This window comes from Actinomycetospora sp. (genome assembly GCF_036497245.1).
GTDB lineage: Bacteria > Actinomycetota > Actinomycetes > Mycobacteriales > Pseudonocardiaceae > Actinomycetospora.
Window position 1 is genome coordinate 1 of sequence record NZ_DASXJS010000274.1, and the last position, 11,466, is coordinate 11,466.

13 protein-coding genes are annotated in these 11,466 nt (G+C 73.1%); 3 read left to right on the top strand and 10 right to left on the bottom strand.

The window, feature by feature from the left end; all coding sequences use genetic code 11:
• The first annotated feature begins 76 nt into the window (after nt 1-76).
• Complete coding sequence (locus VGI02_RS27810; RefSeq protein WP_331633098.1) at nt 77-1,315, top strand: saccharopine dehydrogenase family protein; 1,239 nt, start codon at nt 77-79, stop codon at nt 1,313-1,315.
• Here the strand turns inward: VGI02_RS27810 and VGI02_RS27815 are convergent.
• The 4 genes from VGI02_RS27815 to VGI02_RS27830 form a co-directional block, all read right to left on the bottom strand.
• Entirely contained in the window at nt 1,312-1,935 is a 624-nt protein-coding gene (locus tag VGI02_RS27815) for an ester cyclase (protein WP_331633100.1), read from the bottom strand. The genes VGI02_RS27810 and VGI02_RS27815 overlap by 4 nt on opposite strands.
• A gap of 33 nt (nt 1,936-1,968) precedes the next feature.
• Nucleotides 1,969-2,508 carry a cupin domain-containing protein gene (locus VGI02_RS27820; RefSeq protein WP_331633102.1) on the bottom strand — a complete coding sequence of 180 codons (540 nt, stop codon included), beginning with the start codon at nt 2,506-2,508 and terminating at the stop codon, nt 1,969-1,971.
• Nucleotides 2,509-2,621: 113 nt separating this feature from the next.
• Nucleotides 2,622-3,284: a TetR/AcrR family transcriptional regulator gene (locus VGI02_RS27825; protein ID WP_331633104.1), complete on the bottom strand. Its 663-nt coding sequence runs from the start codon at nt 3,282-3,284 to the stop codon at nt 2,622-2,624.
• Between the two features lie 97 nt (nt 3,285-3,381).
• Entirely contained in the window at nt 3,382-3,825 is a 444-nt protein-coding gene (locus tag VGI02_RS27830) for an ester cyclase (protein ID WP_331633106.1), read from the bottom strand.
• Nucleotides 3,826-4,084: 259 nt separating this feature from the next.
• Here VGI02_RS27830 and VGI02_RS27835 point away from each other — a divergent pair, with 259 nt between their 5' ends.
• On the top strand, nt 4,085-4,561 hold the full coding sequence (locus tag VGI02_RS27835; protein ID WP_331633108.1) for an SRPBCC family protein: 477 nt from the start codon (nt 4,085-4,087) through the stop codon (nt 4,559-4,561).
• Nucleotides 4,562-4,629: 68 nt separating this feature from the next.
• Here VGI02_RS27835 and VGI02_RS27840 read toward each other — a convergent pair whose 3' ends face one another.
• Entirely contained in the window at nt 4,630-6,153 is a 1,524-nt protein-coding gene (locus VGI02_RS27840; protein ID WP_331633110.1) for a cobyric acid synthase, read from the bottom strand.
• 242 nt (nt 6,154-6,395) lie between these two features.
• Here VGI02_RS27840 and VGI02_RS27845 point away from each other — a divergent pair, with 242 nt between their 5' ends.
• Complete coding sequence (locus tag VGI02_RS27845; RefSeq protein WP_331633112.1) at nt 6,396-7,550, top strand: PepSY-associated TM helix domain-containing protein; 1,155 nt, start codon at nt 6,396-6,398, stop codon at nt 7,548-7,550.
• Between the two features lie 32 nt (nt 7,551-7,582).
• On the opposite strand, the gene VGI02_RS27850 is transcribed toward VGI02_RS27845, so the two are convergent.
• From VGI02_RS27850 to VGI02_RS27870, 5 genes are all read right to left on the bottom strand, one after another.
• Nucleotides 7,583-8,593: a dihydrofolate reductase family protein gene (locus VGI02_RS27850; protein WP_331633114.1), complete on the bottom strand. Its 1,011-nt coding sequence runs from the start codon at nt 8,591-8,593 to the stop codon at nt 7,583-7,585.
• Nucleotides 8,594-8,600: 7 nt separating this feature from the next.
• Nucleotides 8,601-9,458 carry a type I methionyl aminopeptidase gene (gene map, locus VGI02_RS27855; protein WP_331633115.1) on the bottom strand — a complete coding sequence of 286 codons (858 nt, stop codon included), beginning with the start codon at nt 9,456-9,458 and terminating at the stop codon, nt 8,601-8,603.
• Nucleotides 9,459-9,467: 9 nt separating this feature from the next.
• Nucleotides 9,468-9,875: a DUF3054 domain-containing protein gene (locus VGI02_RS27860; protein ID WP_331633117.1), complete on the bottom strand. Its 408-nt coding sequence runs from the start codon at nt 9,873-9,875 to the stop codon at nt 9,468-9,470.
• A gap of 41 nt (nt 9,876-9,916) precedes the next feature.
• Nucleotides 9,917-10,750, bottom strand: coding sequence for a GNAT family N-acetyltransferase (locus VGI02_RS27865; RefSeq protein ID WP_331633119.1), 834 nt, complete (start codon nt 10,748-10,750; stop codon nt 9,917-9,919).
• 317 nt (nt 10,751-11,067) lie between these two features.
• Nucleotides 11,068-11,466 (bottom strand): alpha/beta hydrolase family protein (locus tag VGI02_RS27870; RefSeq protein ID WP_331633121.1); only part of this gene is annotated, 399 nt, incomplete at its 5' end.

Genomic DNA, 11,466 nt, shown 5'->3' on the forward strand with positions numbered 1-11,466 from the left:
CCGCAGCACCCGGTCTTCGTGATCACCGGGTGACGCACGCGGCGGCGGCCGGGGACCGGCGATACCGTGCGCGTCCATGAGCGAGCGCGTGCATGACGTCGTCCTCTACGGCGCGACCAGCTTCGTCGGGGCCCTCACCGCCGACTACCTCGCCCGCCACACGCCGACCGGCACCCGGGTGGCGCTCGCCGGACGATCGCGCGACAAGCTCGAGCGGGTCCGTGCGTCGCTCCCCGCACCGGGGTCGGACTGGCCGCTGATCGTCGCCGACTCGACCGACCGCGACGCCCTCGGCGCGATGGCCGCCTCGACGACGGCGCTGGCCACCACCGTGGGCCCGTACGCGAAGTACGGCCTGCCGCTGGTCGAGGCGTGCGCCGCGGTGGGCACCCACTACGCGGACCTGACCGGTGAGGCGACCTTCGCCCGCGAGGCCATCGACGCGGCCGACCTCCGTGCCCAGGAGACCGGCGCACGGATCGTCCACTCCTGCGGCTACGACTCGGTGCCCTCCGACCTCGGCGTCCTGCTGCTGCACGCCCGGGTCCAGGCCGACGGCGAGGGTGAACTGACCGACGTCAACGCCGTCGTCCGCCTCCGGGGCGGGGCGTCGGGCGGCACGATCGACTCGATGCGCGGGCTCGCCGACGCCGTCAAGGCGGACCGGTCGACGATCAAGATCCTGCGCGACCCGTACAGCCTGTCCCCGGACCGTGGCGGCGAGCCCGACACCCGCCAGCCCAGCGACAACCCGGCGCCGCACCGCATCGACGGCGGCTGGCGGGACGGCCGGTGGGCGGCCCCGTTCGTCATGGCGTCCTACAACACGCGCATCGTGCGCCGCTCCAACGCGATCGCCGGCTACGCCTACGGCAAGGGTCTGCGCTACGGCGAGGTGATGGCGACCGGCTCCGGTCCGCTCGGCGCCGTGGCCGCCGGGGCGGTCACGGCCGGGATGGGCGGGCTGCTCGCCGGGTTCGCGACGCCGGGCGTGCGCCAGCTCTTCGACCGTGTCCTGCCCAAGCCCGGGGAGGGCCCCTCGGAGCAGACCCGCGCGAGGGGCTGGTTCCGCCACGACCTCGACGCCACGACGACGACGGGGGCGCGCTACACCGGCCGGGTCTCCGCGTCCGGCGACCCGGGCTACGCGGCGACCGCGGTGATCCTCGGCGAGTCCCTGCTCTGCCTCGGCCTCGACGGCGACCGGCTGCCCGACCGCGCCGGGTCGCTCACCCCGGCGACCGCGATGGGTCCGGTCCTCGTCGAGCGGCTGCGCACCGCGGGCCACGTCTACGAGGCGGGCCCCGCGAGCTAGGCCCGGTCGAACCCGGCCGGTCCCGGGGAGCGACGCTCGCGCCTGCGTGCCGCCAGCATGCGCAGGACGTACGTCGGGCGCGGGGGAATCCAGCCGACCTGCTTGGCCATCCCCATGTCGTCCCGGACCGCGTCGTGCTCGGCGATCGCGCCGTCGGCGATCCGGAACCAGTGGACCTGCCGGGCCGCGAAGCGCCGGCCGGTGGGCGGGAAGACCTCGGTGACCGCGCCGTCCGGGGACTCGTGCCGCACGAACGGCCCGGTGTGGGTGCCGTGGTGGGTCACCCAGGCGATCGCGCGGTCGTCGACGACCGCGATCTCGTGGACGTCGAAGCGCATGTCGCTGAACGCACGGCGCAACCACATCGCGGTCGCCCGGAGCGCATCCGGGCCTCGCCCACGCGCCTCGAGTGGTTCGTGCACCGCCCGGTGGTTGACGAACCCGGCGGTCACGTTGGTGTCGGCCAGGTCCAGCTCCCCCGTCTCGAGGATCCGGAACTGCTCGCGGACCAGCCGCTCGGCGTCGAGCCGGCCAGGCCGGTCGGCCGGGCGCGGGTCGGCGGTCCGGGGTTCTGCGGGCCGGGGTTCTGCGGTCCGGGGTTCTGCGGGTGGCGACGTCATCACACGCTCCTCGTCGTCGATCGGTGGGCGGGGTCAGGACGTCGGCGCGTCCTCGGGGATCGGCGGACCCACGATGCGCAGGCCGTACCGGGGCGCGAGCTCGATCCAGCGGGCGACCTCCGCGGCGGGCAGGCCGCCGTCCGGGAGGCGCCGCCCGGAGGCCGGGCACCCGACCTCGTCGTAGATGTCGAGCACGTCGCCCGGCACCGTCAGCGCCAGGAAACGACTCGGGACCGGGCCGGTCGTCCGGAACGCGTGGGGGACGTCGCGCGGCAAGTAGATGAAGTCGCCCGCGACGAGCCGGACCAGGTCGGCACCGGCCCGGTAGGTCATGGCGCCCTCCAGCAGGTACCACGCCTCGTCCTCGCGAGTGTGCACGTGCACGGGGCTCGCGGCGCCCGGCGGCTGCGTCACGATCGACGCCCCCAGCTGCCCGCCGGTCTCGCCGGCACCGACCAGCCGCTCGAACAGGGCCCCCATCGCCCACGTGGCGACCGACGACCCACCGGGACGGGTCACGACGACGTCGCGGGTCTCCTGGGCTGCGTCGTCCAACGACGAAGACATGGTCATGGCGGGCTCCTCGCTTAATTGATCCGATGGAGGATCGGATGAATCGAGAGTCGACCTGCCGCCGGAGAACGTCAATCGGCCGTTGTGGTGACCCCCGCCGGCCCGGAACCGCCCTACGGGCTCGTCAGCACCCGGGTCCAGGTGTCGACGAGGAACGCGCCGAACCGCTCGGGCGTCCAGCCGCGATCACCGACCAGCAGCACCCAGTACTCCGGGCCGTTCATGCTCCACACGACATCGGCGACCTCGTCGTCGGTCAGGTCGTCGCGAAGCTCGCCCGTGGAGCGCAGGTCGGCGGCGAAATCCCGCATGTTGCGGGCCCGGCGATCGGTGATCTCGGTCCACAACGCGGCCGAGTCCGGATCCGCGGAGGCCGCGTCACGCAGGGCCAGGAAGACGGGCGCGAGCCGCACCTGGATCCGGATCAGGCCCCCGACGTACGCGGCGATCTTGTCCGTCAGCCCGGACGCCGCCCGCACACGGGCGACGTAGTCGCGCTGCTCGGGGGGCACCGCCTGGTCGGTGCCCGAGATCGCCGTCTCGAGCACCGCCCGCATGAGCGCAGGCTTGCGTCCCACCGTCGCGTACACCGTGTCGACCGCGACCCGCGCCCGCCGGGCGACGTCCGCGACCGTGGTCGCCGCGTATCCCTGCGCCACGAACAGGTCCCGGGCGGCGTCGAGGACGGCGCCGCGGGTGGCCGCGGCCTGCTCGGCCCGGCGTGGCGAGTGATAGCGGCGGGAGCCACCGCGCTGCGTGGTCTCGCCGTCCGCCATGCAGCGCTCCTTCTCCCGATCCGTCTCCCCGACCCGTCCGGCCGGCTCCATCATCCCGACGGGCGGGCGGAACACCCGGGAGCGGGGCCGGGCCGGCTCAGGACAGCCGGTCGAGGACCCCGGTCTGGGCCAGCACGGCGAAACGGTCGGGCACACCCCAGTGCTCCACGATGCGGCCGTCCACGACCCGGGCCACGTCGATGACGGTGAAGTCGATCCGCCGACCGCTGGGCGGCCCGAAGAACGGCCCGGTCGCGGTGCCCTGCCCCCGCGCCCGGACCCAGATGGTGTCGCCGGACTCCACGGCGTCCTCGATCGCGAACCTGATGTCCGGGTAGGCGCCGTGCACGTCACGCATCGCGTCCTTGACGTGCCGGATCGCCTCGGCGCCCACCCCCGCCGTCCCGAACTGGTGGTCCACGAGCTCGGGCGAGCAGAGCTCGTCGACGACCGCCCCGTTCCCCGTGGCGAATCCTTCGTCGAACATGCGCTGCATCAGCAGGTACGCGTCCGACCGGCCGGTGGGGCTCGCTGTCGTCATGTCGTCCTCCTCGAATATTGGCCCGATACCACATCGGATCAATACGATGAACATAGGAGGACTCTGAAGGAGCGTCAAGTCGGCCGTCCGGCCCCGTCCGATCAGCTTCCGGCCCGTTCGGGCAGCGCCGAATGGTCGATCGTGCGTGATTGAGACGTGCGCCATGCGGGCACGACTCCCGCGTGTCGACCGCTCGCGCGGATATGCCTGCCGCGGGCGGTCCACCAACCAGTCACGCGATGTGCAACGGAGGACGCCCGTGAGCGACCAGATCCAGGTCAGCAAGACCGTCGACGCCGGTCCCGACGAGATGTTCGCGATCCTGTCGACGCCGAAGCGGCACCAGGAGTTCGACGGCGCGAACATGCTGCGCGGCGTCGAGGGCGGCGGCACCCCGGTCAGCGGCACCGGCGACGAGTTCATCATGAACATGGAGAACGACGTCCTGGGCCCGTACCAGATGAAGAACACCGTCGTGGCCTACGAGGCGAACCGGAAGATCGGCTGGGCGCCGTCGCTCCACCCGATCGACGGCCACACCGACAAGCTCGGTGACGTGAAGGCGATCGGCCACACGTACACGTGGGAGCTCGAGCCCGCCGGCAACGGCACGAAGGTCACCCAGACCTACGACTGGAGCGCCGTGCAGGACGACAACTTCCGCGGCTTCTTCCCGATGGTCTCGGAGGACCAGCTCTCGGCCTCGATCGACAAGATCGCGAACGCCGCGAAGTAGATCTCGCACCTCGTGTCAGAAAAGTCCCGTTGCAGACACTGGGTGTCTGCAACGGGACTTTTCTGACATCAGGGGGCGCCGGCCGGCGGAACCACCCGTAGCCCCGGCGGCGCCCCGTGCTCGATCAATTGCCGCAGCGCCACCGTGTCGAGGTGGGTCTCGACGAGGTCGGCGAGCAGGTCGAGCTGCGCGGTGCGCGCCGCCGCGAACGACGTCGTCGTCGACACCCGGAACGCACGACCCGCCGTCGTCGCGACCCGGGAGAGCAGCCGCCGCCGGAACCCGTCGTTCTCCAGCAGGCCGTGCCAGTGCGTGCCGACCACCGCACCCGCGTCGACCCCCTCCGCGGCACCGTCGGCGAGCGTGATCAGCGGCGTCACCCCGGCGCCGCGCACCTCTCGGCCGTGGTGGATCTCGTAGCCCTCGACCGCCTCGCCCAGCGCGGTGCCCGTGGGGTTCCCGAGGTGCTTGTCCGGGTCGAAGACCACGTCGACGTCGAGCAGCCCGAGCCCCGCGTGCCGTCCCGGCGTCGCCTCCACCCCGTGCGGGTCGTCGACGGTGCGGGCCAGCATCTGGTATCCGCCGCAGATCCCGAGCAGCGGCCGTCCCGCCCGGGCGTGGGCGAGCACCGCGTCCGCCAGCCCGGTCTCGCGCAGCCACGCCAGGTCGGAGACGGTGGCCTTGGATCCCGGGAGCACGACGAGGTCGGCCCCGGCGAGCTCGCCCGGTGCGGTGACGTAGCGGACCGAGACGCCGGGCTCGGCAGCGAGCGCGTCGACGTCGGTGCCGTTGGAGACACGGGGTAGACGCACGACGGCGACCCGGAGCCAGTCGGCGCCCAGCGGCGCGGCGGGGCGACCCACGGCGCCGTCGTGGCCCAGCGAGTCCTCCGCGTCGATCCACAGCTCCGGCGCGTACGGGATCGTGCCCAGCGTCGGGCGGCCGGTGAGGCGCTCCAGCTGGGCCAGGCCCGGCGCGAGCAGCGCGGGGTCACCGCGGAACTTGTTGACGACGAATCCGGCCACCAGCGCCTGGTCATCGGGCTCCAGGACCGCGAGCGTCCCGAAGAGGTGGGCGAGGACGCCGCCGCGGTCGATGTCGCCGACCACGAGCGTCGGGAGGTCAGCGGCGCGCGCGAGCCCCATGTTGGCGATGTCCGTGGCGCGCAGGTTGATCTCCGCGGGGGAGCCGGCGCCCTCGCAGATCACGACGTCGTGGCGCGCCCGCAGGTCCACGAGCGTCCCCGTCACCACGTCGAGCAGCGCGGCCTTGCGCTCCCGGTAGGACAGCGCCGTGACCGAGCCGTCGACGCGGCCATGGACGACCACCTGGCTAGTGCGGTCCGAGCCCGGCTTGAGCAGCACCGGGTTGAACGCGACGCTCGGCGCCAGCCCGCACGCCGCGGCCTGCAGCGCCTGCGCCCGCCCGATCTCCCCGCCGTCGGTGGTGACGACGGAGTTGTTGCTCATGTTCTGCGCCTTGAACGGCGCCACGTCGACGCCGGCGCGGTGCAGCCACCGGCACAGGCCCGCCACCAGCACGCTCTTGCCGGCGTCGCTGGTGGTTCCGGCGACGAGGAGGGCGCCACGCATGATCAGGGAGCCTAGGCGGCCTCGGGTGCAGGTGAGCCAGACCATCGAACGAAGGCTTGCCTTGCCTAACTTCGTGCGCTTCGGTGCGTAGCGACGCATCGACGCTCCGGAGGTCCCGCATGGTCACCGAGGTCACCGACCCGGCCGGTCCGGACGCCGCACCCGTCCCTCCGAAACGCCGCGAGCGCCCGTCCCGCTCACGCGTCGGGAAGGCCGGCCGGACGACCCGTCGGTGGAGCGCCGTGACGCACCGGTGGCTCGCGCTCGTCGTCGGGTCGGTCCTGCTCGTCGAGCTGGTGACCGGCACGGTCCTGCTGTTCCGGCCGGAGATCGTGCGCCTGTCCAGCCCGCAGCTCTTCGCGGCGACACCGAGCGCGCAGCCCCTCGACGCGGGCGGGGCGCAGGCGGTCGTCGCCCGCGAGCGGCCCGGCTACCCCGTCGGCGACACCGTGCCCGTGGACGGCGTCTGGCAGGTGTCGACCACCGACTACCACCACGCCGCCTACGTCGACGCCGGCTCCGGACGGATCCTCGGGGAGGCCGAGACCACCGGCGGCTTCATCGGGCTGCTGCTCAACGTCCACGACTGCTTCCTCGCCTGCGAGGGCTACACCGGCTACGTCCCCGCCCTTGCCGCCACCGTGCCGGGGCTGGGCGAGCTGACCTGGGCGAACCTCGTGCTCGGGATCGTCGGGCTGGGGTTCGCCGTGCTGGCGGTGAGCGGGGTGATCGCCTGGTGGCCCTCGATGCGCCGGTTCGTCAAGGACCTGCGCCGAAGCCTCACAGTGCATCTGCGCCGCGGTCAGTACCGATTCAACCGGGACCTGCACGACGTCTGCGCGCTCGTGGCCCTGCCCCTGCTCGTGGTGTGGGCGGTGACGGGGGCGGGCTACGGGATGCCGTTCGTCGGCGACGCCTGGTACGCGCTGACCGGCGGTGAGGAGCAGGCCGAGGCCAGCTTCACCCCCGACGCCATGCCTCCCGACGCGGCGGACATCGGTACCGCGGGCGCCGTCGCGTCGGCCCGGGCGCTGCTGGGAGGCCAGGAGCTCACCGACGTCATCCCGCCCAGCGCCGACCTCGGCGGGTACTACCAGGTCGGGCTCCAGTCGGGGATCGCCCCGGCGCGCTACGGCGGCCCCCGGCTCTTCTCCGAGACGACGGTGGACGTGGACCCGCACACCGGCCGGGCCGAGATCGCCTCCGGGGGGCCCGAGCAGTCGTGGAGCTCGTGGGCGTGGACCAGTGGGAACTACGGCGTGCACTTCGGCTACATGGTGCCCTGGTGGGCGCGGCTCGTCTGGTTCGCGGCCGGGCTGGTGTCGATCTACCTCGTCGGGTCCGGCTTCTGGACGTGGTGGTGGCGCCGACGGCAGGTGCGGCTCCGCCGCTCGTGAGCACTTTCCGGTGCTATGGCACCGGAAAGTGCTCACGAGCGCGGAGCGCACCTCGCGACCCTCCGCGCCAGGGGCTCCCAACGGGGCAGGTGCGTGGTCGCGATCCCGGCCCGCTCGAGCGCCGCGATGCCGGACGGGCGGGCGACGAACTCCGGGGGCTCGCGCCACGCGTAGACGACCCGCGAGATGCCGGCGCGCTCGACGAGCGTCGCGCACGAGTCCGGCCGGGACGCCCGTTGCCCGCAGGGCTCGAGCGAGCTGTACAGCGTCGCGCCGGGCAGCCGCGGGTCGCCCGCCAGCTCCCGGAGGACGCCCTCCTCCGCGTGGTCGAGCGGGTCGTCGCGGCGTGACCAGCCCGTGCCGAGCGCGGACCCGTCTGCGGCGACCACCACGCACCCGACGCTGAACGCGCTCGCGCTGGGCGGACAGCGCTCGGTGAGGACGCAGGCCTCGGCGAGGTGGCGGTCGTCGGGCGCGCCGAAGCGGTACCGGAGCAGGACGTCGTCACCGAGGGTTCGGGTCTCCACGAGGTGGGCAGTCCCCCCGGGTGCGCCGGTGAACCGGGGTCCCTCACCGACCAGCCGGGGCGCCACGACCAGCTGCAGCTCGTCGACCACCCCCGCCGTCAGGAACTCCCGCAGCACGGCGGCGCCGCCCTCGATCATCAGGCGGACGACGCCGCGACCCGCCAGGTCGTCGAGGATCTCGCTCGGGGAACCGTCCAGGACGACCGTCTCGGCGCCCGCCTCGGTGAGCACCCGCGCGGCGGGGTCGAGGGGCTTGCCCGAGAGCACGACCCGCAGCGGCGAGGGCGGCTGTCCGTAGGCGGTCCGGTCGGCGCGGCGGTCCGGCGAGCGCACGAGCAGCCGCGGATCGTCGGCGCGCACGGTCCCCGCCCCCACCAGGATCGCGTCGACGTGGGCGCGCTCGGCGTCGACGCGGTCGAGGTCGTCCGGGCCCGAGAGGACCAGCCGCTCCGGCGTGGCGTCGTCGAGGAACCCGTCGAGCGACGTGGCGCAGGAGGCGAGGACGTGGGGCCTCATGCGGGACTCACGGCAGCGTCAGGATCTCGCTGCCGGTCTCGGTGACGAGGAGTGTGTGCTCGAACTGGGCGGTCCGCGACTTGTCCTTCGTCGTCACCGTCCACCCGTCGTCCCAGACGTCGTAGTCGACGCTCCCGAGGGTGATCATCGGCTCGATCGTGAACGTCATGCCCGGCTCGAGCATCTCGTGCCGCGAGGGGTCGTCGTAGTGCACGACGACCAGGCCCGAGTGGAACGCCCGCCCGATCCCGTGGCCGGTGAAGTCGCGGACGACGCCGTAGCCGAAGCGGTTCGAGTAGGACTCGATGACCCGCCCGACGATGTTCAGCTCCCGCCCGGGCTTGACCGCCTTGATCGCGCGCATCGTCGCCTCGTGCGTGCGCTCGACGAGGAGCCGGTCCTCCTCCGCGACGTCCCCGGCCAGGAACGTCGCGTTGGTGTCGCCGTGCACGCCGTCGATGTAGGCGGTGACGTCGATGTTGACGATGTCCCCGTCCTCGATGACGGTCGAGTCCGGGATGCCGTGGCAGATGACCTCGTTCAGCGAGGTGCAGCAGGACTTGGGGAACCCGCGGTAGCCCAGCGTCGAGGGGTAGGCCCCGTGATCGACGAGGAACTCGTGCACCACCTGGTCGACCTCGTCGGTCGTCGCACCCGGTCTGACGGCCTCGCCGCCGGCCGCGAGGGACTGCGCGGCGATGCGGCTCGCCACGCGCATGCGTTCGATGACGTCGGGGTCCTGCACCCACGGGTCCGTCGGACGGGCGGGGGCGGGCTTCCCGACGTACTCGGGACGGACGATCGAGTCGGGCACCGGGCGCAGAGGAGTCTGCTGCCCGGCGCGCAGAGGGGCACGCACCGGCATGTCTCCACCCTAAGCCGGGCGCTGTGCGTCCTGACGAGCCCGCCTGCCCCGCAGGGTCATGATTCCCCGCACGACACCGCGCCAGCCCAGCACCAGGACGGCGAGCGAGACCGTCGCGACGACGACGAAGCTCAGCGGCGGCGGGTCGACGAACGCCCACCGCAGCAACATCCCGATCACCACGGCCCCGATCCACACCGCGATCCCGCTGCGCCAGGCCAGCGGGTCCCGCCACGACCGGACGGCGAGTGCCGCCACCAGCGCGCCGGCCAGGAACGGCGTCGCGATCCCGACGACCTCGCCGAGCGCGTAGGCGACGTCGTGCGCGCCCCCCTCGTGCGCCTGCCGGCCGATGGCGGCGAACACGAGCACGGCGAGCGCGTCGACGAGGGCGAGCAGCCCGATCCGGTCCTTCACGACCGCGAGGGTAGGCGCCGATCCCCGACGGGGACGACCCGTCAGAACAGCACCGTCGCGAAGCTCGCCACCTGGTTGAACCCGACACGCGTGTACGCCGCCCGGGCCGGGGTGTTGAACGCGTTCACGTAGAGGGAGGCGATCCGGCCCGCGCGCGCCAGGTGTGCGACGACGGCGGCCGTTCCCGCCTGCCCGAGCCCGCGGCCGCGCCAGTCGGGGTGCACCCAGACGCCCTGGATCTGCCCGACCCGCGTGGACAGCGCGCCCACCTCGGCCTTGAACACGACCTCGCCCGACTCGAACCGCACGAACGCCCGCCCCGAGGAGATCAGCTCCCCGACGCGCGCCCGGTACCCGGCGCCCCCGTCCCCGAGGCGTGGGTCGACGCCGACCTCCTCGAGGAACATCGCGATCGCCGCGGGGAGGTAACGCTCCATGTCGTCGGGGCGCGCCTGCCGGACCTCGGGGTCGGCCCGGATCGAGGGCATGCCGTCGATCGCCATGAGGGGTTGGTCGGGCCGGACCTCGCGGGCGGTGCCCCAGTGCTCGCCGAGCTCCTCCCACAGCGGGAGCACCAGCTCGCGACGCCCGACGAGCGAGGAGCAGGTCCGGCGGTGCCGCCGGGCACGGTCGGCGAAGGCACGGACCGCGGCCCGTTCACCACGGAGCGGCACCAGGTTCGCGCCGGAGAAGCAGAGTCCGTCGAGGCGGCCGCCGACGCCCCAGAGCTCCCCGCCGAGCCGCCACGGCTCCACGCCCACGGTCTCGACGCGCGACGCGACCATGCAGGTCGCGACCGGATCGGCATCGAGCACACCGCGCACCCTCGACCGGTCACGGTCGTCGAGGAGCCGCGCACCGGCGGTACGGAGCACGGGGTCAAGAGTGCCACATGGAGCGCGCCACCGACCGTGCACGGTACGTTAACCCCTGACCCGGGTTGCGTCGCGCGATCATCATCGCAGCGTCATGATCACCACAGCTCCACGACATGGACTCCACAGCATGAGCGCGGACCATGGGGGCATGAACGAGAACGACACCACGCACGAGGAGCAGGACAGCGCCGCCATCCTCGAGGCGCTCGCCCGACAGGGCAGCGTGGCGAACCCCCGGCGCACGCGCCGCTGATCGCGCAGACCCCCGAACCACCGACGCCCGCCGCGACGACGCGGCGGGCGTCGTCTTTTTTTCAGACCAGCTCCGGGCGCACCCAGTCCTCGCCGAGGACGTGGTGGGCGAGGAACGCGAACACCGTCGAGTACCAGAGCTTCGCGTCGCCGGGCTTGAGCACCCAGTGGTTCTCGTCCGGGAAGTACAGGAACCTGGAGACGTCCGCGACGCGGCCGTGGCGCTGCAGGTCGTACCAGAGCCGCAGCCCCTCCCCGATCGGCACGCGGTAGTCCTTGTCGCCGTGGACGACCAGCATCGGCGTGGTGATCTCCGACGCCCACCGGTGCGGGGAGTGCTCGTCGTAGCGGTCGCGGTCGGCGATCGGGTCGCCCCACTGGCGCACCCAGTGGTACGAGCCGTCGGTGGAGCCGACGAAGCCGTCGAGGTGCCAGATCGAGGCGTGCGTGACGATCGCGCG

What these genes read in the sequence shown, in the direction of transcription:
- VGI02_RS27815 (WP_331633100.1), bottom strand. Translation starts at nt 1,935, where the DNA reads ATGACGTCGCCACCCGCAGAACCCCGGACCGCAGAACCCCGGCCCGCA.
- map (WP_331633115.1), bottom strand. Translation starts at nt 9,458, where the DNA reads ATGCCGGTGCGTGCCCCTCTGCGCGCCGGGCAGCAGACTCCTCTGCGC.
- VGI02_RS27810 (WP_331633098.1), top strand. Translation starts at nt 77, where the DNA reads ATGAGCGAGCGCGTGCATGACGTCGTCCTCTACGGCGCGACCAGCTTC.
- VGI02_RS27840 (WP_331633110.1), bottom strand. Translation starts at nt 6,153, where the DNA reads ATGCGTGGCGCCCTCCTCGTCGCCGGAACCACCAGCGACGCCGGCAAG.
- VGI02_RS27825 (WP_331633104.1), bottom strand. Translation starts at nt 3,284, where the DNA reads ATGGCGGACGGCGAGACCACGCAGCGCGGTGGCTCCCGCCGCTATCAC.
- VGI02_RS27830 (WP_331633106.1), bottom strand. Translation starts at nt 3,825, where the DNA reads ATGACGACAGCGAGCCCCACCGGCCGGTCGGACGCGTACCTGCTGATG.
- VGI02_RS27850 (WP_331633114.1), bottom strand. Translation starts at nt 8,593, where the DNA reads ATGAGGCCCCACGTCCTCGCCTCCTGCGCCACGTCGCTCGACGGGTTC.
- VGI02_RS27820 (WP_331633102.1), bottom strand. Translation starts at nt 2,508, where the DNA reads ATGACCATGTCTTCGTCGTTGGACGACGCAGCCCAGGAGACCCGCGAC.